Genomic DNA, 23,130 nt, shown 5'->3' on the forward strand with positions numbered 1-23,130 from the left:
GGTAAATTCTATGCTTTTTTCCTAAGATTATTAAAATTATTGTTGAATTAAAAAATGAAAAAAACGGTTAAAGCAGTAGCTATTTTAGCTTTGCTAAACACTTGTGCTTATGCTCAAGAAAAGGATTCTACGAAAGTGAATCAATTAAAAGAAGTAGTGCTGTCGGATACTAAATTTGAGCTCCGCCAAGAAAAATCGGGAAAAGTTATTGAAGTAATCACCGCTCAGGATTTAGAAAAAAAATCAGGGCAAAGTCTAGCAACAGTTCTAAGTCAGGCTGTGGGAATGGAGATTAACGGAAACCAATCGGCTAATGGGAAAAACTTAGGTTACTACATTCGTGGTGGTAAAAACCGTCAGATTTTGATTTTGATTGACGGTATACCTGTAACGGATGCTTCGGGTATTACTTTTGAATATGATTTACGTTTATTACCCGTTGAGCAAGTGGAACGAATTGAGATTATGAAAGGTGCTGCAAGTACACTTTATGGAACTGGCGCAGCAACAGGAGTAATCAATATCACCTTGAAGAAATCAGCAAAAAAAGAAATTGAAGGTAATGCTTATGTGAATATTGGTTCCAATAACACAACAGATAATCACAAATACAAAGGGCAGGACTTCAACCAAGGACTTTCTGTAAACGGCAACCTCAAAAAAGTAAATTACTTTGCCGGATTCAACAGTACGGAAACTAAAGGAATGTCCCAAATAGCCGGCGAAAATTATGAACCTGATAGTTTTTCGAGACAAAATCTATTAGGAAAACTAGGTTTTAAAGCAACTGAGAAACTGACTTTGGATTTCTTTGGGAATTATGACAAAATCAAAAATGATTACGATTTGACTTATGACAATTCAGGTTTCAATGATACAGCTGTCAATGTTACGACATCGGAACAAATTCGTTTTGGAGTTGCTCCAAAATACAAATACAACAAAGGGGAGTTTGTACTGAATTCCGGTTTTACCAAAATCACCCGTGATTATAATGAGTTAAATACTTTTTCAAATACTATTGATTTTTCTTTGTATGAATCGAGAAGTGTTGTTTTGGATGGTTTTAATAAATACAGTTTCAGCAAGCAATTGTTTGTTGTTTTGGGCGCCAATTATCAGTTTAATGATATGAAAAGTCAAACGCCTTTCAGTTCTATTGCAAACGAAAACACTAAGTTCAATATACTAGATGGTTACACGACTTTGGTCTATAATGCTGACTTTGGTTTGAATATTAATACTGGAGCAAGACTAAACAACCACAGTGCTTACGGTAATAATTTTGTTTACAATATTAATCCCTCGTATAATTTTAAAACAAGTTTTCCTTTAAAAGTTTTGGCTTCGTATAGCACGGCTTATATCACGCCAAGTTTATACCAATTGTTTTCAGAATATGGTAATACGAATTTAACTCCGGAAAAAAATGCTACGGTTGAAGCCGGTTTTGAAACCGAGTTGTTTAACAAAAAAATGAGACTGAATGCGGTGGGTTTCTATCGTGATCAAAACAACGCTATCGATTTTTATTTTAATCCAACAACTTTTGATGCCTACTATGTAAATGTAAATGGAGAAACCAAAGCCAAAGGAATTGAGACTTCATTGAACATCGTGGTAACTTCAAAACTGCAACTGAACGGAAATTACACCTTTACTCAAGTTGATAAAGCTTTAGACCGATTAATTCCGAAGCACAAAGCCAATGCCAGTTTGGATTTTCAGGCCACAAGCCGAGCATTTTTTAATGTGAACTACCAGTATTTTAATGCGAGAAATGATGCGTTTTTTGACGGGAATACCTTTAGTGTAGTAAATGTAAAATTAGGTTCGTATCAATTGGTAAATGCTTTGGTGAAATATGAACTTATCAAAAACCGTTTGACTGTTTTTGGCTCCGCCACTAATATTTTTAATGAAGAGTTTGTAGAGAATGTTGGCTATTCTACACGAGGAAGGAATTTCAAATTGGGGTTAAACATTATTTTGTAATTAAAAAAATACATCTTTGTAAATCGATACCTTATAAAATTAAACACAATGAAACCTTCACAACTACTATCTAGCGAATATGCTAGTTTTTATGCTAATTATATCAATCAAGTATCTGAAGAATACTCTTTAGTTGAAGAACTTGAAATCTCTGTGCATCGTCTAGTTAAATTTGTACAAGATATACCATTGGACAAATTTGATTACCGCTATGCGGAGGGAAAATGGACTATTAAAGATATTCTGTTGCATTTGATTGATGCCGAGAGAATATTTGCTTATAGAGCCTTACGTTTTGCTAGAAATGACAAAACCGCTTTGGTTAGCTTCGATGAAAATAATTATGTAGATGAAGCTCATGCAAATAAAAGAAGTATTCAAGATTTACTATCGGAAATGTTAGTAGTAAGACAAGCAACGTTATCCTTATTTAAATCATTTTCTGAGGAACAATTACTTAGAAAAGGGATAGCGTCTAATAATTTAATGTCAGTAAGAGCCTTAGGTTTTACAATTATCGGACATCAAAATCATCATCAAAGAATATTTCTGGAGCGGTATCTTTAGAATAAAAAATACGGCTAACATTGCTTTTTATGCTTCCTCGTCCTCGTCCTCTAGGTTATTATCATTGTCTTCAATATCTTCATCATCTTCATCATCAATATTTTCATCCTCAGAGCCACCACCATCTTTTAATAAATCAACTTCAACATCGTCTTCATCGGCAGTTATAGCATCTTCGTCTTCATCAAGACCTTTTATAGGTTCTATAGGAACTATAACAGAATCAATATCTTCTTCCTCATCAAACTTTTCCATTCTGCTAGCTAGTTTAGTGCTAACTTTTACTAAGTAAATGGTATTTTCAGTTCTAACTTCTACAGCTTCGATAAGTTCATTTTGTGCATTTCTAAATTTAATGATGTCGGTATCATCATAACCTTCAGGAAATTTATCTACTAATAAATTAAGTATGTCTCCTGTTAGTTTAGCATAGTCTACAATAATTCTTCTCATAAAAAAAATATTTTATAAATCTAGTAAGTAAGCAAATAATAAAGGTGCAACAATAGTTGCATCTGATTCAATAATAAATTTGGGAGTTTTTATGTCTAGTTTTCCCCATGTAATTTTTTCGTTGGGAACAGCTCCAGAATAGGAACCATAACTAGTTGTTGAGTCAGAAATTTGACAAAAATAACTCCAAAATGGAATATCATGCATTTCCATATCTTGGTATAACATAGGCACAACACATATCGGAAAATCACCCGCAATTCCTCCACCTACTTGGAAGAAACCAACTCCTTTTCCTTTTGAATTTTTTGGATACCAATCGGCAAGCCAAATCATATATTCTATACCACTTTTCATTGTAGTCGGTTTAAATTCACCTTTTATACAATAAGAAGCAAAAATGTTCCCCATGGTGCTATCTTCCCATCCAGGAACAACAATTGGCAAGTTTTTTTCAGCTGCAGCTAACATCCAAGAGTCTTTTGGATCGATTTCGTAGTATTGTTCTAATACACCCGAATTCAACATTTGGTACATGAATTCATGTGGGAAATAACTAATGCCTTTATCATTTGCATCTTTCCAAATATGATGTATATGTTTTTGTAGTCTTCTAAATGCTTCCTCCTCAGGTATGCACGTATCTGTGACTCTATTGTAATGATTTTCGAGTAAATCCCATTCATCTTGAGGACTTAAATCTCTGTAATTTGGTACTCTTTTGTAGGAATTATGAGCCACCAGATTCATGATATCTTCTTCAAGATTGGCTCCTGTACAAGAAATAATATGAACTTTATCTTGACGGATCATTTCGGCTAATGATTTTCCTAATTCCGCGGTACTCATAGCTCCTGCTAGGGTAATCATCATTTTACCATTATCAAGTAAGTGTTGTTCATATCCTTTTGCAGCATCAACTAATGCTGCTGCGTTAAAATGAAGGTAATTTTTTTCTATAAATTGACTAATTGGACCTTTGCTCATTTTGATTTTTGTTGTTTGTTATTTGTGTTTCAAAGAAAATATTTTTTTATAAAAACACAAACTGTCTTATTATAATATTATTATTAATTAAACTGTTAAATTTTAGTGACTATCTTTTTGCATAACCTAATATTTGCAATACTTCTTCAGCACTTTGTTGTTCAGAAAACACTTCTGTTGCTAAGATGCCATTTTCATCCCTATCAATCAAAATATGTTTTGGTTGAGGAATTAAACAGTGATGTAATCCTCCAAAACCACCAATTGTTTCCTGATAGGCACCAGTATTGAAAAAACCAATATATAATGGTTTTTCTTTACTGTATTTTGGTAAATATATAGCATTCATATTTTGTTCTGAATTATAATAATCATCACTATCACATGTCAATCCACCTAATAAAACTCTTTCGTAAGTATCATTCCATCTATTGATAGCTAACATTATAAATCGTTTGTTAATTGCCCAAGTATCTGGAAGCGTTGTTATGAAGGAACTATCTATCATGTTCCATTTTTCTCTATCGTTTTGTTGTTTTTGATACAATACTTGATAAATTGCGCCTCCACTTTCACCCACGGTAAATGAACCAAACTCTGTAAATATATTAGGAACATCGACTTCAGCTTCATCACAAGCAATTTTTATTTGATTAATAATTTCATCAATCATATATTGATAATCGTATTCAAAAGCTAAAGAATTTTTTATTGGGAAGCCTCCACCAACATTTAAACTGTCTAAAGTAGGACATTCTTTTTTTAATGCAACGTATACTTTGATACATTTAACCAACTCGTTCCAGTAATAGGCAGTATCCATGATACCAGTATTAATAAAAAAGTGCAACATTTTTAATTCTACTTTTTTATTTTCTTCAATTTGTTTTCTATAGAAAGGCACTATATTTTTGTATCCTATGCCAAGTCTAGAAGTATAAAATTCAAATTTAGGTTCTTCTTCAGCTGCAATTCTAATACCTATCTTAAATTTACCATTTATAGATTCTTGTAACAAATCAAGTTCTTCAAAATTGTCAATGATTGGTATAGTTTTATTATGTCCACCATTTATCAAACGAGCAATGTTCTCAATATATTGTTCACGCTTAAAACCATTACAAATAACATAAGTGTTTTTATTGATTTTGCCTTGAGCCATCAAATTTTCAACAATATTGATATCAAAAGCAGAGGAAGTTTCTATATGAATATTATTTTTAAATGCTTCATCCATCACAAAACTAAAATGGGAACTTTTGGTACAATAACAATAGAAATACTTTGCCTCATACTTATTTTTTTCCATAGCTTTTCTAAACCAACCTTTAGCTTTGCTGATATTGTTTGAAATCTGTGGTAAATATGTAAATTTTAAGGGTGTTCCATATTGCTCTACTAACTTCATCAAATCGATGTTGTGAAATTGAAGATTGTCTTTATTGAGCGTAAATTCTTCTTGTGGAAAATAGAATGTTTGGTTTATTAAGTCGAAATATTTAGTATTCATTTAGAGTGTAGTATTGAAGATTAATAAGTCATATAAAACAAAGTAATCTTGCATTCAAACTCTAATGTTTGCATAAATAATAGGTAGTTTTTCTTGAAATAAAAAAGTAATCCCAGAAAACAATGCTGTAAACTCATTTCTCAATCTGAAAAAAGGTTTTGTTAGTGCTAAGAAAATAGTATGTTTTTCTTGACTAAAAGTATTGTGATTAGTAGTGTTGGTACTTTTTTTCATTTGGACAAATGTAAAAAAATATATTTTGCGAAATGCAACTATTAAGGTAAAAAAATATTAGTTTTTATAATCTTCAAAAGATTTTATAATTAACTCATTTTCAACTTCTTGATTGATTTTAATGCTGCCAATACCATCAAGCAATGCGAATTGTATTTTACCATATTCATTTTTTTTGTCGTGAATAAGTAAGTCAAGTATGGGTTGTATGTCATTTTCTTCAAAAACGATACTATCAAAGATAGCATTTATTGTATTTTTAATTTCAAAATATTCCGTTTCAGCAATCAATCCTTTTTGCCAAGAAATAAAGCTTTCTAAAATCATACCAACAGCAATTGCCTCGCCGTGTAGCAAATTATTTTTATCCTCACTTTCAAGAAAATAACTCTCAATGGCATGTCCTAGGGTATGACCAAAATTCAATGCTTTTCGAATGCCATTTTCAGTTGGATCCTGCATTACAATAGTATTTTTAATGACAATAGAACTATATATTAATTCATCAAAATCGGTAAAGTCTGTATGTTTTAAATCTAAGAATTGCGACCAGTATTTTTTTTCTGCTATCAAACCGTGTTTAAGCATTTCTGCCAAACCAGAACGTATTTCGTTTTGAGGTAAAGTTGAAAGGTATTCGGTGTCAATTAACACCAATTTAGGATTATTAATAATTCCTATTTGATTTTTTAAATTCCCTAAATCTATACCGTTTTTGCCTCCAACAGAGGCATCAACCATAGCCAAAAGTGTTGTTGGAATGTTTATAAAATCTATACCTCTTTTAAAAGTTGATGCCACAAAACCACCAATGTCTGTAATAACTCCACCACCAATATTGATTAAAATACTTTTCCTATCACCGCCAAGTTCGGTTAGAATTGTCCAAATCTCCAAACAAGTATTGATGTTTTTTTCGCTTTCTCCAGCTTCTATTTCAATAATTTCAATGGATTTATCGGTTGCTAAAAAGGATAAAAAACGTAATAAACAAAGTTCATTTGTGTTACTATCTACTAAAATAAAAATAGTGGAATAGTTTTGTTGTACAATAAAATTATTGAGATTTTCATAGCCACTTTCGGAAAAAATAATAGAATAATTATCGGCTTGTATGGTTTCCATATTGATTATTGAATTTACAAGGCAAAATAAGTTATTTTTTTTTTCATACAACTATTTTGATATAATTAATTTGTATACTTTTGTTTAATATATTAATAACAAAGTTAAACAGAAATAATGCCGGTAGCTTTAAATAAAATACTTGAGGAAAAAGATATTGATAGAATCATTGAAATGGCTTGGGAAGATAGAACTCCTTTTGATGCTATTGAATTTCAATTCGGATTAAAAGAAGCTGATGTAAAAGTGTTAATGAAAAAAGAATTAAAATTTAGTAGCTATAAATTATGGAGAGAACGTGTTGAAAATTGTAAAACAAAGCATTTGGCAAAACGAAATGAGACAATAGACAGGTTTAAATGTAACAGACAAAGAGCTATTTCAAACAATAAAATTTCTAAAAGATAATTATATAACTTGATGAAAAAAGAAAGACCAGACAATATTGTATTTTCAGACGACAAAGGTTATAACGCTAGTTTATTACCCTATTCTACAAATGTTGGTGCTCCGGCAATTAAAATTGATGATTTAGTTTCTTGGAAAAGCAGAGGAATTACTAATGTTAATAAGGAGTTTGAAATTAAGTTTAATGAACTTAGAATGCAATACGAAGCCTTAATGGAAGAATACGAATGGAATGAATTGGTTTATGCCGCAAAATTTTCATTTGAACCGGTTATTGGCGAAATTTATCATTTATACAGAGGAGAAGACGGTATAAATTTTCTTTCCTTGATTGGACCAAATGAATGGAATAAAGAACATATTGGTACTTTCAAATTGAATAGTGACAAAAAATGGATTATCTTACAATAAAAAGATAGATTCGTTTCATACTATCCTAATGATCTTTTTATCAATAAATATTTTTACAATAAAAACCACAAAAGTTAAACAACATGCAAAAACATATTTCTTATGATGATATTATGGCAATGGAAAAACAAATGCGTGTTCATTTTGTTAACAGTTTAGGCGGATTTAAAAGTGTTTCATTAGTTGGTACAGTGGATAATTTATCCAATGAAAACTTAGCTATTTTTAGTTCTATATTTCATATTGGAGCAAATCCACCATTGATTGCATTAGTATTTAGACCAAGTCCTCCAGAACGTGATACTTTAAAAAACATATTGGAAACAGGTTGCTATACCATTAACCATATCAACGAAAAAATTTATAGACAAGCACATCAATCTTCTGCCCGATATGACAATATTATATCAGAATTTGATGCAACAGGTCTAAAAGCGGTTTATAAAAATAATTTCAAAGCACCCTATGTAAAAGAAAGTTTAATTCAATTAGGAATGGAGTTTAAAGAAAAAATCGATATCAAAATAAACAATACCACTATGATTATTGGTGAAATTTTTCAAGTTTATTTACCACAAAATTGTTTGAATGACGACGGTTTCATCGATTTAGAAAAAGCCAATACAATTACTTGTTCGGGTTTAGATAGTTATCACAAAACGATACAATTGGACCGATTAAGCTACGCAAAACCAGATAAAGCAATTACCTCATTACTGAAAATTGAATAAAAAAACTATAAATATTGTTTGGTTCAAACGTGATTTACGTTTTACAGATCACGAACCACTTTATTTGGCACAACAAGAAAAAGATATTCCAGTTTTATTTGTCTATTTTTTTGAGCCATCTGTAATGAATTTTGATGATTCTGATGTACGTCATTGGCGGTTTATTTATGAATCCATCCAAGAAATGCAATCTAAATTAAAGTCAATATCCTCTGAAATCTATTTTTTTTACACTGAAGTTGCAGCGGGTTTTGAAGAATTTCATAAAATTTATAACATAAAATCGGTTTTTTCACATCAAGAAATTGGAAATAAAATCACTTTTGATAGGGATAATGCAATGCAATCTTTTTTTGATTCTCATAAAATTCAATGGAAACAATCGCAAATGCATGGTGTCATCAGAAGATTAAAATCCAGAAGCAATTGGGACAAACGATGGGAGGAAGTGATGCGAGCCGAACCTAAAATGATTGACTTGAATTCTTTTAAATTTGAAAATTTAGACGCAAATTTATATCAAAAATGGAAAGGAAATCAACTCCCTGAAGCAATTACAACACGCAACAAAAACTTCCAACAAGGAGGTGAATATTGGGCTTGGCGATATCTGGATAGTTTTGTAAAAGAACGTCACGTCAACTATAGCAAACATATTTCCAAACCAAATTTAAGCAGAACGGGTTGTAGTAGAATGTCGCCTTATTTGACTTACGGAAACATTAGTATGCGAATGATTTATCAATATACCAATCAACATTATGAAACCTCCAAAAATAAAAGAGCGATGTTGAATTTTGTTTCTCGTTTGCATTGGCATTGTCATTTCATTCAAAAATTTGAAGACGAATGCGAAATGGAATTTGAAAACGCAAATAGAGCTTATGATTCTTTACTAAAAACAAAAAATGAAACCTTTATAAAAGCTTGGCAAGAAGGAAAAACAGGAGTTCCAATTGTGGATGCCTGTATGCGATGTTTGGTGGAAACTGGTTATATTAATTTCAGGATGCGCGCTATGGTGGTTTCGTTTTTTACATTCAATTTGTGGCAAGATTGGCGCGAATTACATTTTTTAGCACGTCAATTTTTAGATTACGAACCAGGAATTCATTATCCACAGATACAAATGCAATCGGGTACAACTGGAATTAATACGATTAGAATTTATAATCCAATAAAAAACTCTGAAGATCATGATTCAGAGGGGATTTTCATAAAAAAATGGATTCCAGAATTGAATGAAGTTCCAGTAGAATTAATTCACGAACCTTGGAAATTGAATGCTATTGAACAACAATTTTACAACTGCGAAATTGGGAAAGATTATCCTTTTCCAATTGTAGATATAGATGAAACGCGTAAAAGAGCCAGCGATATTGTTTGGGGTTTTAGAAACAAAGATGATGTTAAGGAAGAAGGAGTTAGAATCTTGAAAAAGCATGTTAATACATCAAGAAAAACTTTTAAAAATAAACTTAAATAATGACTGTTTTTTTAAAAGCAAAATGGGAAGATATTATCATGGCCAATTATGAAATTGACCCAGAATTATTGTTACCTTTTTTACCGAAAGGCTTGACGTTAGATTTGTATAAAGGTAAAGCATATGTGAGTTTGGTTGGTTTTATGTTCAAGAATACTAAACTTTTTAATATCTCCATTCCTTGGTTCGGATCATTTGAAGAAATCAATCTGCGGTTTTATGTAACAAGAGTAGAGCCAAACGGCAAAATAAAAAGAGGTGTGGTTTTTATTAACGAAACAATTCCTTATCCTATTGTGGCTTGGATGGCTAATAAATTATACAATGAACATTACACAGTTGTTCCAACAAAACATCGAATTGAAAAGAATGGGCAGAATAAATTGGTACAGTTTGATTGGAAGTTAGGCGCAAAATGGAACAGTATTCAGGTGCAATGTGAAACCCAATCAAATCCAATGACAGCCAATAGTTTTGAACAATTCATTTTTGAACACTATTATGGATATACCAAAATAGACTCGCAAAACACAGAGGAATACCAATTGCAACATCCGAGTTGGATGATTCATGAAGTTATGGATTATTCAATTGATTGCGATTTTAAAACAATGTATGGTAATTCATTTTCGGTTTTAAACCATACAAAACCAACAGAAGTATTTATAGCAAAAGGATCCGAAGTCGCTATTTTTTGGAAACGTAAAAAAGTGATAGTATGATATGAAAGGAGTAAAAAAACAAAATCTACCCACTAAGTTATGTATCGTTTGTAACAAACCCTTTTCATGGCGTAAGAAATGGGAAAAAGTTTGGGAGGAAGTGAAATATTGTAGTGACAAGTGTAGAAGTAAAAAGTAAAAAGCATTTTGAAACTTAATGTCTTAATAATTTAAAAATAGCAATGTCAAAAACGTTACGATTAATTCTCGGAGATCAGTTAAATAGTAATCATTCTTGGTATAATAACGTTAATGATTCGGTTACTTATGTTATGATGGAAATTCGTTCTGAAACCGATTATGCCAAACACCATATTCAAAAAGTGATTGGAATATTTTCTGCTATGCGTTATTTTAAATATGATTTAATTGGTAATAATCATAAAGTTATATATATTTACTTGAATGATAATAACAACTTAAATACCTTTGAAAAGAATATTAAAAATCTAATTTCATTACACAATTTTACTCATTTTGAATACCAATTACCTGACGAATATCGAGTAGATTTGGATTTAAAAAACCTTTGTAAAACAATTTCAATTTCGAATGCTGTTGTTGATTCTGAACATTTTTTTACCACTCGAAACGAACTTGGCGATTTCTTTGAAGGTAAGAAAATGTATTTAATGGAAAGTTTTTATCGTGCTATGAGAAAAAAGCACAATGTGATGATGGACGGCAATAAACCGCTAACGGGACAATGGAATTATGATGGCGAAAACCGAGAAAAATTACCCAAAAATCACAAGTTAATTTTGCCTATAGTTTTTAATAATGATGTATCACTTATTTATGAAGAAATTATTAAAGCTACTATTGAAACTATCGGGACTGTCGATGCTAATAACTTCGTTTGGCCGATAAATAGACTGCAATCTTTAGAATTATTAGATTTTTTTGCAGAACATTGCTTACAATTATTTGGAAGTTATCAAGACGCGATGACTCCAAACGAATGGTCTTTGTATCATTCTCGTATTTCATTTTCAATGAATGTAAAAATGATTTCGCCTCAAGAAGTTATTGAACGGTGTATTGAAGAATGGAGAAAACGTCCCAACGAAATAGAATTCAACCAATTGGAAGGTTTTGTGCGTCAAATAATTGGTTGGCGCGAATACATGAGAGGTATTTATTGGAGCAAAATGCCCGAATTTGCAAGTATGAACTTCTTCAATAATCAAGAAAAATTGCCTGATTGGTTTTGGACAGGAAAGACCAAAATGAATTGCATGAAAGATGCGATAAATCAATCATTACAATTTGCTTATGCGCATCATATTCAGCGGTTGATGATTACTGGTAATTTTGCGCTTTTGGCAGGAATCCATCCTGACGAAATCGACGCTTGGTATCTTGGAATTTATATTGATGCCTTTGAATGGGTTGAAATCACCAATACTCGTGGCATGAGTCAATTTGCAGATGGTGGTATTGTGGGAACAAAACCCTACGTGAGTTCTGCTTCCTATATTGATAAAATGAGCCATTATTGTGGGAGTTGTTTTTATAAAAAAGCGCTCAAAACTGGAGAAAAATCCTGTCCGTTCAATAGTTTGTATTGGAATTTTTACGACAGAAATGAAGCTAAATTGTCAAAAAATCCTCGAATTGGCATGATGTATAATGTTTGGAGAAAGATGAAACCAGAGGACAAAACGGCTATGTTAGAACAAGCTGATTACTACTTGAAAAATATAAATGAATTATGAGAACTACAATAGTTTGGTTTAAAACCGATTTGAGATTACACGACAACGAAACAATAATCAAAGCCATTGCACAAAGCGATCAAATCATTCCTGTATATTGTTTTGATGATACTGAATATGTTACCACTGAATTCGGATTTAAAAAAACAGGAAGTTTTAGAACACATTTTTTACTAGAATCATTAATTGATTTGGATAAAAATTTACGAGAATTAGGTTCAGGATTATTAATTTTAAAAGGAAAATCTGAAATTGAAATTCCGAATATAGTTCAACAATATAAGGCAACTAAAGTTTTTGCAAAAAAAGAAGTTTCTTATGAAGAAAAGCAAACTGAGGAAAAAGTTAGAGATGCATTATTTAAGTTAAAATGTGAACTCAAAACATTTAGCACAAGTACATTATACCATGCTGAAGATTTGCCTTTTTCAATTAAAGATATTCCAGATGTATTTACTAATTTCAGAAAGAAAACAGAAAAAGATGCTGCAATAAGAACTGCTTTTGAAGCACCAAATCAAATTAAATCTTTAGAGATTCCAGTATTAAATTTACCAACATTGGATGAATTAGGTTTAGAATTTATAAATATAGATTCAAGAGCAGTAATTCAATTTAAAGGAGGAGAAACCGAAGCAATAAAACGACTTAATTATTATTTTTTTGAATCCAAATGCATTTCAAATTATAAAGAAACTAGAAACGGAATGGTTGGCGCTGATTATTCCTCTAAATTTTCGGCTTGGTTGGCTTTGGGATGTATTTCCCCCAGATTTATTTATGACGAACTCAAAAAATATGAATTGCAATTTGGAGCTAATCAATCGACCTATTGGTTGATTTTTGAATTATTGTGGCGAGATTATTTTAGATTTATGATGAAAAAACACAATGCTAAATTCTTTCAACAAGCTGGAATTCAAGATAAAGGAATGTATATAAATAAACACAACACCCAAGAACTTCAAAAATGGATAAATGGAGAAACAGATGTTGATTTTGTTGATGCTAATATGATTGAATTAAAACATACAGGATTTATGAGTAATCGTGGACGACAAAATGTAGCAAGTTATTTATGCAATGATTTGAAACTCGATTGGCGTTATGGAGCAGCTTATTTTGAACAACAACTTATTGACTATGATGTTTGTAGTAATTGGGGAAATTGGGCTTATCTAGCTGGTGTAGGCAATGATCCTAGAGGGAACCGTTATTTTAATATTGAAAAACAAGCAGCAGATTATGATAAAGATAAAAAGTATAGGAATTTGTGGTTGAAATCATAAAAAATATTCTAAAACTCTATTTACATTTGCATAATTAATAAAATTTCGATGGATCAAATTTTCAACAATACCGAGGTTGCTTTTGCATTAAAAAGCGATACCGAATTGGATAGAGCTTATTTTTTATTTAAAATGATTTCGAATGAGCCATTGGTTAGAATAGGAACTGCAGTAACTAATTTTGCATTAAATGCTCATTTACCAGTCGAAGGTTTGATTCGAGCCACCGTTTTCGATCATTTTTGTGGAGGCATAAATGAAATGGATTGTCTTAATGTTGTTGAGAATATGTTTACTAAGGGCGTTTCTTCCGTCCTAGATTATTCTGTGGAAGGTAAAGAAGAAGAAGACCAATTTGATGCAGCATTAGAAATGACTTTAAAAACCCTTGAATTTGCTAAAGAAAGACAAGCAATTCCTTTTGCAGTTTTCAAACCAACAGGTTTAGGTCGATTGGATTTATATACTAAAATAGGAGAGAAGCAACCACTTTCAGATGCTGAACAAGCGGAATGGGATCGCGTTAAGGAACGTTTTGAAATCATTTGCAAAACAGCACATTCAAAGGATGTTGCTTTATTAATTGATGGTGAAGAAAGTTGGATGCAAGATGCTGCTGATGAATTAGTTGAAGAAATGATGCGGAAATATAATAAAGAAAAAGCTATTGTTTTCAATACGTTACAAATGTACCGTTGGGATAGATTAGATTATTTGAAAGCTCTGCATGATCGCGCCAAAGCAGATAATTTTTATATCGGAATGAAATTGGTTCGTGGTGCTTATATGGAAAAAGAACACAAACGAGCAGAAGAAAATGGATATCCAACTCCAATTTGCAAGAGTAAACAAGCTACTGATGACAATTATAATGAGGCGTTAGATTATATGATGCAACATATTGATACAATGGCAATTTTTGTTGGAACACACAACGAAGAAAGTTCATACAAGTTACTTGAAATGCAAATAGCTAAAGGAATCTCTAAAAATGACCAAAGAATTTGGTTCGGACAATTGTATGGAATGAGTGATAACATCAGTTATAACTTAGCAGCACAAGGCTATAATGTTGCTAAATATTTACCTTTTGGTCCCGTTCGTGATGTGATGCCTTATTTGATTCGTCGTGCAGAAGAAAATACTTCTGTTGCTGGACAAACTAGTCGAGAATTAAACTTATTGAATACAGAAAGAAAAAGAAGAAAGATCGAAAAGTAATAATAAACTACAGACTAATGTTTTTTTTGTGGCACATCTAATTCTTTGTTCTTAAAATAGTGCTTTGTAATTATAAAAAAATGATTTCCTTTCGAGTAGCTTTATTTTTAGTGAAAAACCTATTAGGTTTGAGGATACACTTTCAAGGCCTCTTTCAAAATAGCCACCGAACGTAGTAAATCATCTTTTTTGAGTACATAGGCAATTCTAACTTCATTCAATCCTACATTAGGAGTAGAATAGAAACCAGCTGCTGGTGCTACCATAACCGTTTCACCATTATTATCATAACTTTCTAAAAGCCATTGCGCAAAGTCGTCAGCATTTTTTACAGGCAATTGAGCAATGCAATAAAAAGCTCCTTTCGGAGTTGCTACTTTTACACCTTCAATTTTTTGTAATTCAGTTACTAACGTATCTCTTCTTTGTTTGTATTCTGCAATCACATCATCAAAATAACTTTGTGGAGTTTCTAGCGCAGCTTCGCTAGCAATTTGTGCATAAGTGGGTGGACTTAATCGAGCTTGGGCAAACTTCATAGACGTAGCTATCAATTCCTTGTTTTTAGAAACGATACAACCAATCCTTGCGCCACACATACTATATCTTTTAGAAACAGAATCAATCATGATGGCATGTTCTTCTAATCCGTGAATATTCATCACTGAGTAGTGTTTGTCATTTTTATCGTAAATGAATTCTCTATATACTTCATCGGCAATTAAAAACAAATCATGTTTTTTGACTAAGACGGCTAGTTGCATGATTTCCTCCTCAGAGTATAAATATCCCGTTGGGTTTCCTGGATTACATATTAAGATAGCTTTGGTTTTTGGCGTAATCAATTTTTCAAATTCCGCAATAGGAGGTAAGGCAAACCCTTCGTCTATAGTAGAAATAACCGGTACTACTGTCACTCCCGAAGCGGTTGAAAATCCATTGTAGTTGGCATAAAAGGGTTCGGGTATAATAATTTCATCCTCTGAATCCATAGTGCTTCCCATGGCAAAAAGTAACGCTTCTGAACCACCAGTAGTGATAATAATATCAGCAACATCAATAGGCAAACCATGTGATTTATAATAGGCAGATAATTTAGTTCTATAGCTTTCAAATCCAGCAGAATGGCTGTACTCTAATACTTTGATGTCGGCATTTTTTACAGCACTCAAAGCTACTTCTGGTGTTTTAATATCAGGTTGACCTATGTTTAAGTGATATACTTTATGTCCTTTCTTTTTAGCAATTTCAGCATAAGGAACCAGTTTTCTTATGGGTGATTCTGGCATTTTTTGCCCTTTTAAGGATATCTTCGGCATGATATTTTTTTTGTATTACAAATTTGCAATTTATTCTCGTGATAACAATTCATTTAGAACTATGATAAAGAAAGTATGTAGTCAAATTTAATTAAATTGAGCCCGATACAATGTCGAACTCATGAGTATAAAAATACTTTTTAACCTTTTGTGTTGAGTCTGAATCCTATACTTTTCTTTTATTGCATCATTGGGCTCTTAGTTTTCTTTTCCAGTAAGTTGACTACTGGTTTTTCAATTACTTCGCCCTTAATCTTTATCGCCACTTTTCCATCTTCAGTATTCACAGCATTACTTTCTACCGTAATAGTTTTTCTAATCAGACCCGTGTGCATATTATATTTTACCTCTATTTTTCCAGTTTTCCCTGGTGGAATAGGTTCGGTCGGTTTTGAAGGCACAGTGCAACCACAAGTTGATTGAACATTAGTAACAATCAAGTCAGCATCTCCCGTATTAGTAAACTCAAATACACGGATACCATTATCATCTTCTTTGTTGGTCGTACCATAATCTATGGTATTATCCTTATCCTTAAACTCAATTTTGGCACCTACTTGGGCAAAAACAGTAGCATTTAATAACAGCACAGCAATAAATATAACTTTTTTCATAGGTCAAATCCTTTATATGATTTAGTAAAAATACGTCCTTTAAATAAATACACAAAAAAATACTTCTTAATTTTTTCTAAAGTCTTTATTAATTACTTTTGCATTTCAATTTACAAAATGTGCGCCATAGTGTTTTGGAGCGAAAAGACAGTGATATTAAACCAACCATGTTCCCGCTTTCCGCGTTACAAGGTAACTGCTACAATCGGGGCTAAAAGAGAAACGTATTGCACTTTTACATTCTAAAATCAAAAATCTAATATCTAACTATTATATGATTCCTACACAATTCAATGCCGCTGAAGTAGAAAAAAAATGGTATGACTACTGGATGAAAAACAAGTATTTTTATTCCAAACCCGACCATAGAACGCCTTATACCATTACCATTCCGCCACCAAATGTGACGGGAGTTTTGCATATGGGGCACATGTTGAATAACACTATTCAAGATGTTCTGATTCGTCGTGCCAGATTAAAAGGTTTCAATGCGTGTTGGGTACCAGGAACCGATCATGCATCAATTGCAACAGAGGCAAAAGTGGTAGCTAAACTAAAAAGTGAAGGTATCAACAAAAACGATTTAACTCGGGAAGAGTTCTTAAAACACGCTTGGGATTGGACAAATAAATACGGTGGAACCATTCTAGAACAGTTAAAACAACTAGGTTGTTCTTGTGATTGGGACAGAACCAAATTCACTATGGATCCTGATATGTCTGCCTCTGTAATTCGCTCGTTTGTAGATTTATATAACAAGGGCTATATATATCGTGGCTTCCGAATGGTCAACTGGGACCCCGAAGCAAAAACTACCTTGTCTGACGAAGAAGTAATATTTGAAGAGCGACAAGGAAAATTATATTTTTTAAAATATCAAATCGAAGGAAGTTCAGACTTTTTAACGGTTGCAACCACAAGACCTGAAACGATTTTTGGAGATACTGCTATTTGTATTAATCCAAATGATGAACGTTTTAAACACCTGAAAGGTAAAAAAGCAATTGTCCCAATCTGCAATAGAGTTGTGCCAATCATCTTTGATGACTATGTGGATATGGAATTTGGAACAGGTTGTTTAAAAGTAACTCCTGCACATGATGTAAACGATAAAGCTTTAGGAGAAAAAAACAACCTAGAAATCATCGATATCTTCAACGAAGACGCTACATTAAATTCTTATGGTTTACACTACCAAGGCAAAGACCGTTTTGTGGTGCGTGAAGAAATTATTATTGAATTAGAAAACAATGGTTCTTTAGTTAAAGTAGAAAACCATCTCAATAAAGTAGGGACATCCGAAAGAACCAAAGCTGTTATAGAACCTCGCTTGTCTGATCAATGGTTTTTGAGTATGGAAGAATTGGTTAAACCAGCTATCAAAGCAGTATTAGAAACTAAAGAAATAAAATTATACCCTTCGCGTTTTGATAATACCTATCGTCACTGGTTAGAAAATATTCGCGATTGGAATATTTCTCGCCAATTATGGTGGGGTCAACAAATACCAGCTTTTTACTATGGCGATGGCAAAGAAGATTTCGTGGTTGCTGAAACTATCGGGCAGGCATTAGAATTAGCAAAAAAGAAAACTGCCAACTCCAATCTGACCACTGACCACTTGCGCCAGGACTCTGACGCTTTAGACACTTGGTTCTCCTCTTGGTTATGGCCTATGGCTGTTTTTGGAGGTATCATGGAACCAGAAAATGAAGATTTTAAATACTATTATCCAACCAATGATTTGGTTACAGGTCCAGATATTTTATTCTTTTGGGTGGCACGAATGATTATTGCAGGTTATGAATATATGGGTCAAAAACCGTTTACCAATGTTTATCTAACAGGTTTAGTACGCGACAAACAACGTCGTAAAATGTCTAAATCGTTGGGAAACTCTCCTGAACCATTAGAATTGATTAAAAAATTCGGTGCCGATGGGGTTCGTGTAGGATTATTATTGAGTGCCTCTGCCGGAAATGATATCATGTTTGACGAAGAGTTGTGCAACAATGGCAAAGCTTTTGGTAATAAAATATGGAATGCCTTCCGATTAATCAAAGGTTGGGAAGTTGCTGATATTCCGCAACCTGAGAGCGCTAAAGTAGCTGTTGAATGGTATCAAGCCAAGTTACAACAAACCTTAGTAGAAATAGAAGACCATTTTGATAAATATCGTTTGTCTGATGCTTTGATGAGTATATATAAATTGGTATGGGATGATTTCTGTTCGTGGTTCTTGGAAATGATTAAACCAGCTTACCAACAACCTATTGATCGTACTACCTTTGATAAAGCCATTGAAATGTTAGAAGCTAACTTGAAGCTATTGCATCCATTCATGCCTTTTCTAACAGAGGAGATTTGGCAATATATAGCAGATAGAACATCAGAGCAGGCTTTAATCATTGCGGAATATCCAAAGTTAACCTCATTTGATGCAAAATTAATAGTTGATTTTGATTTTGCTATGGAAGTAATTGCAGGTGTTAGAACTGTTCGAAAAGAGAAAAACATTGCAATAAAAGACGCTATTGATTTGAAAGTAATCAACAACGAAAAAGTAAGTTTTTATTTTGACTGTGTAATTATGAAGTTGGGCAATATTACTTCTTTAGAATATATTTCTGATAAGATAGATGGCGCTCTAACTTATCGTGTTAAATCAAACGAATATTTTATACCCGTTTCAGGAAATATTGACATTGTTGCTGAAATTGCCAAGCTAACCGAAGAGTTGAAGTATACCCAAGGTTTCTTGCGCAGTGTGCAAGAGAAACTTGCTAATGAAAAATTTGTAGCTGGCGCACCACCACAAGTCATAGATAACGAAAGAAAGAAAGAAGCCGATGCATTGGCAAAGATGGCTACTATAGAACAGAGCTTAGCGAGTTTAACGAATGGTCTTAAGTAATATTTTAAATTAATTAAGACCACTAAAGATTAACTTAAGACTAAAAACAATAGCTATTTTCAGCCACTAACTTTGCGGTAATAGTTTCTCTTAATCCAACGATGTTTGGCATGTTAGTATATTTTGTAAAGCGTCGTAATCCCATAAGCATCATGCGTTGTTCGTCGCCTTCGGCAAAAGAAATTATGGTTTCTTTTCCTTTTTGATTGATTATATCTACTGCCTTGTATAAGTATAGCTTGGCCATAGCAATTTGTTCTTTTACTTTGTCTTCGCCTTGTGCTTTTGCCATCTTCTCAGTTCGTAATAACGTGCTTTCTGCCATGTAAATTTCGATTAACATATCGGCAGCAGCCATCAATAATTGTTGGTGTGAATCTAAATCCATTCCATATTTTTGAACTGCTCCACCAGCTACCATTAGGAATGCTTTTTTCAATTTTTCAATTATTTCTTTTTCTTCTGCAAATAATTCAGAATAGTCTGGAGTTTCAAATGATGGAATTCCCATCAATTCTTCTAGCACTTTTGAGGCAGGGCCTAGTAAATCAATATGGCCTTTCATGGCTTTTTTGATTAGCATCCCTACCGATAACATTCGGTTAATTTCATTGGTACCTTCATAGATACGGGCAATACGAGCATCGCGCCACGCACTTTCCATGGGAGTATCTTCTGAGAAACCCATGCCACCATAAATTTGAATGCCTTCGTCTGCACAATTTTGAACATCTTCCGAAACCGCTACTTTAAGTATAGAACACTCGATTGCAAATTCTTCCACCCCTTTTAATTCAGCTTCTTGGTGTGATGCACCTTCGGCTTCACGCAGTTTTATTCGTGTTTCAATGTCTTTTGCGGCTCTATAGGTGGCGCTTTCCCCAGCATAAGTAGATGTTGCCATTTCGGCCAATTTGTATCGAATTGCACCAAACTGTGCGATAGGTGTATTGAATTGTACTCTCTCGTTAGCATAAATCACCGCATTGGAAGTCACACGACGTTGTGCGTCCAGACAGGCAGCAGCGAGTTTGATACGACCAACATTTAACGCATTCATTGCTATTTTAAACCCTTCACCACGTCCAGCTAGCATATTTTCGACAGGAACTTTGGTATCAGCAAAAAATACTTGACGCGTTGAGGAAGCACGAATGCCTAGTTTGTGCTCTTCTTCGTTCATCGTAATGCCATTGGTAGCATCATTTTCTATAATAAAACCTGTAATGTTTTTATCATCTTCAATTCGGGCAAAAACTATAAACACTGAGCAGAAACCTGCATTGGATATCCACATTTTTTGTCCCGTGATGGAATAGAATTTGCCATCATCAGACAAAACGGCTTTGGTTTTTCCAGAATTGGCATCACTTCCTGCACCTGGTTCTGTTAAACAATAGGCACCAAACCATTCGCCAGAAGCTAATTTAGGTACGTATTTTTGTTTTTGAACTTCAGTTCCATACAACGTTATTGGCATAGTTCCAATTCCGGTATGTGCTCCAAATGCTGTTGAGAAAGAACCCGTTGCACCAGAAATATAATCACATACCAAGCAGGTATCTACAAATCCCATTCCCATGCCGCCATACGCTTCGGGAACCGCAACGCTCAGGAAACCCATATCACCAGCCAATCGAATGGTGGCTTCTGTAAAGGCGTAATCTTTCTTTTCAAAACGGTCTTTGTACGGCCAGATTTCTTTATCAACAAATTCTCTAACGCTGTCACGCATCATGATTTGCTCTTCTGAAAAATCTTCTGGTGTGAAGATGTCTTCGCAGTTTGTTTCTTTTACGAGGAATTGACCTCCACGGGTTATATCGCTCATTGTATTGTTATTTTAAATTTTGAATTATAAATTTTAAATTATTTCTTTTCTTGTGATGTTTTGATAATCTTGGTTATTATGTTGATTATGTGTTCTATTTCTATGAGATATTCTTCAACTTCTATTTTAGTCAATTCTGATTTATCTAATAGTCTTAACCAATACTATGTTTCTCTTGCTTCTTTGTTTGCAATCGAAAGCTTATTGACAAAATCTTTCATTGACTGTCCTGCAATTGCTTCTTCAACATTTGCACCTATACTAGTTCCACATCTGAGTAATTGTTTAGAAACTATAAATTCGTTTTCTTTTTTTAATTTAATAAATAATTTGATAATCATCAGAGAAAAATCAAATGTTTTATTAGCTATCAGATTGTCTTTCATTTAAAATTTAGAATTTAAAATTTATAATAATTCATAAATCCCCGCTGCACCTTGTCCTGTTCCTACACACATCGAAACAATTCCGTATTTATTACCACGGCGTTTCATTTCGTCAAATAATTGTACCGATAATTTTGCTCCAGTACACCCTAATGGATGTCCTAAAGCAATTGCACCACCATTTACATTGATTATAGCTGGATTGATTTCTAATGCTCTAGTTACCGCCAATGCTTGTGAGGCAAAAGCTTCGTTTAATTCAACTAGATTAATATCGTTTAATGTTAATCCTGCCTGTTGTAATGCCTTTGGGATGGCTTTTACTGGGCCAATTCCCATAATTCTTGGTTCAACACCCGCTGCGGCATAACTTACCATACGAGCAATAGGAGTAAGGTTCAATTCTTTTACCATTTCTTCGCTCATGATTAATACGAATGCTGCACCGTCACTCATTTGCGAGGAATTTCCAGCGGTTACACTACCACCCGCTGCAAAAACCGGTTTTAATCCCGATAAAGCTTGAGTAGATGTTCCGGCTCTTGGTCCTTCGTCTTGGGTGACTGTGTAAGATTTAGTTTCTTTTTTACCATTTTCGTTGATAAATGTTTGTTCTACAGTTATTGGAACAATTTGATTGTCAAATTTACCATCGGCTTGAGCTTGCAACGCTTTTTGGTGTGAATTGAAAGCAAACTCATCTTGGTCTTCGCGAGAGATATTGAATTGTTTGGCAACCGCTTCCGCAGTTAAACCCATTCCCCAATAGTAATCTTCGTTTCCTTCCTTTGCAACGGCATAATCTGGAGTGGGTTTGTAACCACCCATTGGGATAAAACTCATGCTTTCGGCGCCACCAGCGATAATACAATCTGCCATACCGCTTTGGATTTTGGCTGTTGCCATAGCAATTGTTTCTAGTCCAGAAGCGCAATATCTATTTACGGTTACGCCAGGTACATCGGTTACTTTTAATCCCATTAGGGAAATTAAACGCGCAACGTTTAAACCTTGTTCGGCTTCGGGCATGGCGTTTCCAACCATTACGTCATCAATTCGACTTTTATCAAAATCGGGAAACTGAGACATTAAATACTCAATAGTTTCTGCTGCTAATTCATCGGGCCGTTTGAAACGGAAAACTCCTTTCGGTGCTTTTCCTACCGCTGTTCTGTATCCTTTTACTATGTAGGCTGTTTTCATAATTTT

Annotated in this window: 22 protein-coding genes; 12 read left to right on the forward strand and 10 right to left on the reverse strand. The window is 33.3% G+C overall.

Annotation, left to right across the window (positions count from 1 at the left end; genetic code table 11):
- The first annotated feature begins 54 nt into the window (after window positions 1–54).
- Together ACOYLT_RS03975 and ACOYLT_RS03980 are read left to right on the forward strand one after the other, a co-directional pair.
- Window positions 55–1,995: a TonB-dependent receptor plug domain-containing protein gene (locus ACOYLT_RS03975; RefSeq protein WP_422852553.1), complete on the forward strand. Its 1,941-nt coding sequence runs from the start codon at window positions 55–57 to the stop codon at window positions 1,993–1,995.
- Window positions 1,996–2,043: 48 nt separating this feature from the next.
- Window positions 2,044–2,562, forward strand: a complete 519-nt coding sequence (locus tag ACOYLT_RS03980; RefSeq protein ID WP_422852554.1) for a DinB family protein — start codon at window positions 2,044–2,046, stop codon at window positions 2,560–2,562.
- A gap of 27 nt (window positions 2,563–2,589) precedes the next feature.
- Here the strand turns inward: ACOYLT_RS03980 and ACOYLT_RS03985 are convergent, their stop codons facing one another.
- From ACOYLT_RS03985 to aroB, 5 genes are all read right to left on the reverse strand, one after another.
- Complete coding sequence (locus ACOYLT_RS03985) at window positions 2,590–3,015, reverse strand: DNA primase (RefSeq protein ID WP_422852555.1); 426 nt, start codon at window positions 3,013–3,015, stop codon at window positions 2,590–2,592.
- A gap of 12 nt (window positions 3,016–3,027) precedes the next feature.
- Complete coding sequence (locus ACOYLT_RS03990) at window positions 3,028–4,002, reverse strand: deoxyhypusine synthase family protein (RefSeq protein ID WP_422852556.1); 975 nt, start codon at window positions 4,000–4,002, stop codon at window positions 3,028–3,030.
- Window positions 4,003–4,111: 109 nt separating this feature from the next.
- Window positions 4,112–5,512, reverse strand: coding sequence for an arginine decarboxylase (locus ACOYLT_RS03995; RefSeq protein WP_422852557.1), 1,401 nt, complete (start codon window positions 5,510–5,512; stop codon window positions 4,112–4,114).
- Window positions 5,513–5,566: 54 nt separating this feature from the next.
- Window positions 5,567–5,746: a hypothetical protein gene (locus tag ACOYLT_RS04000; protein WP_422852559.1), complete on the reverse strand. Its 180-nt coding sequence runs from the start codon at window positions 5,744–5,746 to the stop codon at window positions 5,567–5,569.
- 57 nt (window positions 5,747–5,803) lie between these two features.
- Window positions 5,804–6,871: a 3-dehydroquinate synthase gene (gene aroB, locus ACOYLT_RS04005; RefSeq protein WP_422852560.1), complete on the reverse strand. Its 1,068-nt coding sequence runs from the start codon at window positions 6,869–6,871 to the stop codon at window positions 5,804–5,806.
- Between the two features lie 117 nt (window positions 6,872–6,988).
- Between aroB and ACOYLT_RS04010 the strand changes: the two genes are divergently transcribed.
- The 9 genes from ACOYLT_RS04010 to ACOYLT_RS04050 all read left to right on the forward strand — a co-directional run bounded on the left by ACOYLT_RS04010 (window position 6,989) and on the right by ACOYLT_RS04050 (window position 14,857).
- Window positions 6,989–7,279 carry a TIGR03643 family protein gene (locus ACOYLT_RS04010; RefSeq protein WP_422852561.1) on the forward strand — a complete coding sequence of 97 codons (291 nt, stop codon included), beginning with the start codon at window positions 6,989–6,991 and terminating at the stop codon, window positions 7,277–7,279.
- 12 nt (window positions 7,280–7,291) lie between these two features.
- The gene (locus ACOYLT_RS04015) at window positions 7,292–7,690 is read left to right on the forward strand and encodes a DUF2452 domain-containing protein (protein ID WP_422852562.1); all 399 of its coding nucleotides are present in this window, start codon (window positions 7,292–7,294) and stop codon (window positions 7,688–7,690) included.
- 83 nt (window positions 7,691–7,773) lie between these two features.
- Complete coding sequence (locus ACOYLT_RS04020; protein ID WP_422852563.1) at window positions 7,774–8,421, forward strand: flavin reductase family protein; 648 nt, start codon at window positions 7,774–7,776, stop codon at window positions 8,419–8,421.
- A complete protein-coding gene (locus tag ACOYLT_RS04025) occupies window positions 8,414–9,907 on the forward strand; it encodes a deoxyribodipyrimidine photo-lyase/cryptochrome family protein (protein ID WP_422852564.1) in 1,494 nt (497 codons plus the stop codon). The genes ACOYLT_RS04020 and ACOYLT_RS04025 overlap by 8 nt, the downstream gene beginning before the upstream one ends.
- Entirely contained in the window at window positions 9,907–10,629 is a 723-nt protein-coding gene (locus ACOYLT_RS04030; protein WP_422852565.1) for a YqjF family protein, read from the forward strand. Before ACOYLT_RS04025 ends, ACOYLT_RS04030 begins: the two co-directional genes overlap by 1 nt.
- Window position 10,630: 1 nt before the next feature.
- The gene (locus ACOYLT_RS04035; protein WP_422852566.1) at window positions 10,631–10,768 is read left to right on the forward strand and encodes a DUF2256 domain-containing protein; all 138 of its coding nucleotides are present in this window, start codon (window positions 10,631–10,633) and stop codon (window positions 10,766–10,768) included.
- A 43-nt stretch (window positions 10,769–10,811) separates the two neighbouring features.
- The gene (locus ACOYLT_RS04040; RefSeq protein WP_422852567.1) at window positions 10,812–12,347 is read left to right on the forward strand and encodes a cryptochrome/photolyase family protein; all 1,536 of its coding nucleotides are present in this window, start codon (window positions 10,812–10,814) and stop codon (window positions 12,345–12,347) included.
- On the forward strand, window positions 12,344–13,636 hold the full coding sequence (locus tag ACOYLT_RS04045) for a DASH family cryptochrome (protein ID WP_422852568.1): 1,293 nt from the start codon (window positions 12,344–12,346) through the stop codon (window positions 13,634–13,636). Before ACOYLT_RS04040 ends, ACOYLT_RS04045 begins: the two co-directional genes overlap by 4 nt.
- Window positions 13,637–13,684: 48 nt before the next feature.
- On the forward strand, window positions 13,685–14,857 hold the full coding sequence (locus ACOYLT_RS04050) for a proline dehydrogenase family protein (RefSeq protein ID WP_422852569.1): 1,173 nt from the start codon (window positions 13,685–13,687) through the stop codon (window positions 14,855–14,857).
- 122 nt (window positions 14,858–14,979) lie between these two features.
- On the opposite strand, the gene ACOYLT_RS04055 is transcribed toward ACOYLT_RS04050, so the two are convergent.
- Both ACOYLT_RS04055 and ACOYLT_RS04060 read right to left on the reverse strand, forming a co-directional pair.
- Window positions 14,980–16,176 carry a pyridoxal phosphate-dependent aminotransferase gene (locus tag ACOYLT_RS04055; RefSeq protein WP_422852570.1) on the reverse strand — a complete coding sequence of 399 codons (1,197 nt, stop codon included), beginning with the start codon at window positions 16,174–16,176 and terminating at the stop codon, window positions 14,980–14,982.
- A gap of 179 nt (window positions 16,177–16,355) precedes the next feature.
- Window positions 16,356–16,790: a DUF1573 domain-containing protein gene (locus tag ACOYLT_RS04060; RefSeq protein ID WP_422852571.1), complete on the reverse strand. Its 435-nt coding sequence runs from the start codon at window positions 16,788–16,790 to the stop codon at window positions 16,356–16,358.
- Window positions 16,791–17,064: 274 nt separating this feature from the next.
- On the opposite strand from ACOYLT_RS04060, the gene ACOYLT_RS04065 reads away from it, so the two are divergent.
- Window positions 17,065–19,704: a valine--tRNA ligase gene (locus ACOYLT_RS04065; protein ID WP_422852572.1), complete on the forward strand. Its 2,640-nt coding sequence runs from the start codon at window positions 17,065–17,067 to the stop codon at window positions 19,702–19,704.
- A 40-nt stretch (window positions 19,705–19,744) separates the two neighbouring features.
- On the opposite strand, the gene ACOYLT_RS04070 is transcribed toward ACOYLT_RS04065, so the two are convergent.
- The 3 genes from ACOYLT_RS04070 to ACOYLT_RS04080 all read right to left on the reverse strand — a co-directional run bounded on the left by ACOYLT_RS04070 (window position 19,745) and on the right by ACOYLT_RS04080 (window position 23,124).
- Window positions 19,745–21,535, reverse strand: coding sequence for an acyl-CoA dehydrogenase family protein (locus tag ACOYLT_RS04070; protein WP_422852573.1), 1,791 nt, complete (start codon window positions 21,533–21,535; stop codon window positions 19,745–19,747).
- Window positions 21,536–21,699: 164 nt separating this feature from the next.
- Window positions 21,700–21,921 carry a four helix bundle protein gene (locus ACOYLT_RS04075; RefSeq protein WP_422852574.1) on the reverse strand — a complete coding sequence of 74 codons (222 nt, stop codon included), beginning with the start codon at window positions 21,919–21,921 and terminating at the stop codon, window positions 21,700–21,702.
- A 21-nt stretch (window positions 21,922–21,942) separates the two neighbouring features.
- Window positions 21,943–23,124 (reverse strand): acetyl-CoA C-acyltransferase, encoded by a 1,182-nt coding sequence (locus tag ACOYLT_RS04080; protein ID WP_422852575.1) that lies wholly within the window; start codon window positions 23,122–23,124, stop codon window positions 21,943–21,945.
- Window positions 23,125–23,130: the final 6 nt, after the last annotated feature.

Source organism: Flavobacterium sp. (assembly GCF_049318185.1).
GTDB lineage: Bacteria > Bacteroidota > Bacteroidia > Flavobacteriales > Flavobacteriaceae > Flavobacterium.

What these genes read in the sequence shown, in the direction of transcription:
- ACOYLT_RS03975 (WP_422852553.1), top strand. Translation starts at nt 55, where the DNA reads ATGAAAAAAACGGTTAAAGCAGTAGCTATTTTAGCTTTGCTAAACACT.
- ACOYLT_RS03980 (WP_422852554.1), top strand. Translation starts at nt 2,044, where the DNA reads ATGAAACCTTCACAACTACTATCTAGCGAATATGCTAGTTTTTATGCT.
- ACOYLT_RS03985 (WP_422852555.1), bottom strand. Translation starts at nt 3,015, where the DNA reads ATGAGAAGAATTATTGTAGACTATGCTAAACTAACAGGAGACATACTT.
- ACOYLT_RS03990 (WP_422852556.1), bottom strand. Translation starts at nt 4,002, where the DNA reads ATGAGCAAAGGTCCAATTAGTCAATTTATAGAAAAAAATTACCTTCAT.
- ACOYLT_RS03995 (WP_422852557.1), bottom strand. Translation starts at nt 5,512, where the DNA reads ATGAATACTAAATATTTCGACTTAATAAACCAAACATTCTATTTTCCA.
- ACOYLT_RS04000 (WP_422852559.1), bottom strand. Translation starts at nt 5,746, where the DNA reads ATGAAAAAAAGTACCAACACTACTAATCACAATACTTTTAGTCAAGAA.
- aroB (WP_422852560.1), bottom strand. Translation starts at nt 6,871, where the DNA reads ATGGAAACCATACAAGCCGATAATTATTCTATTATTTTTTCCGAAAGT.
- ACOYLT_RS04010 (WP_422852561.1), top strand. Translation starts at nt 6,989, where the DNA reads ATGCCGGTAGCTTTAAATAAAATACTTGAGGAAAAAGATATTGATAGA.
- ACOYLT_RS04015 (WP_422852562.1), top strand. Translation starts at nt 7,292, where the DNA reads ATGAAAAAAGAAAGACCAGACAATATTGTATTTTCAGACGACAAAGGT.
- ACOYLT_RS04020 (WP_422852563.1), top strand. Translation starts at nt 7,774, where the DNA reads ATGCAAAAACATATTTCTTATGATGATATTATGGCAATGGAAAAACAA.
- ACOYLT_RS04030 (WP_422852565.1), top strand. Translation starts at nt 9,907, where the DNA reads ATGACTGTTTTTTTAAAAGCAAAATGGGAAGATATTATCATGGCCAAT.
- ACOYLT_RS04035 (WP_422852566.1), top strand. Translation starts at nt 10,631, where the DNA reads ATGAAAGGAGTAAAAAAACAAAATCTACCCACTAAGTTATGTATCGTT.
- ACOYLT_RS04040 (WP_422852567.1), top strand. Translation starts at nt 10,812, where the DNA reads ATGTCAAAAACGTTACGATTAATTCTCGGAGATCAGTTAAATAGTAAT.
- ACOYLT_RS04045 (WP_422852568.1), top strand. Translation starts at nt 12,344, where the DNA reads ATGAGAACTACAATAGTTTGGTTTAAAACCGATTTGAGATTACACGAC.
- ACOYLT_RS04050 (WP_422852569.1), top strand. Translation starts at nt 13,685, where the DNA reads ATGGATCAAATTTTCAACAATACCGAGGTTGCTTTTGCATTAAAAAGC.
- ACOYLT_RS04055 (WP_422852570.1), bottom strand. Translation starts at nt 16,176, where the DNA reads ATGCCGAAGATATCCTTAAAAGGGCAAAAAATGCCAGAATCACCCATA.
- ACOYLT_RS04060 (WP_422852571.1), bottom strand. Translation starts at nt 16,790, where the DNA reads ATGAAAAAAGTTATATTTATTGCTGTGCTGTTATTAAATGCTACTGTT.
- ACOYLT_RS04065 (WP_422852572.1), top strand. Translation starts at nt 17,065, where the DNA reads ATGATTCCTACACAATTCAATGCCGCTGAAGTAGAAAAAAAATGGTAT.
- ACOYLT_RS04070 (WP_422852573.1), bottom strand. Translation starts at nt 21,535, where the DNA reads ATGAGCGATATAACCCGTGGAGGTCAATTCCTCGTAAAAGAAACAAAC.
- ACOYLT_RS04075 (WP_422852574.1), bottom strand. Translation starts at nt 21,921, where the DNA reads ATGAAAGACAATCTGATAGCTAATAAAACATTTGATTTTTCTCTGATG.
- ACOYLT_RS04080 (WP_422852575.1), bottom strand. Translation starts at nt 23,124, where the DNA reads ATGAAAACAGCCTACATAGTAAAAGGATACAGAACAGCGGTAGGAAAA.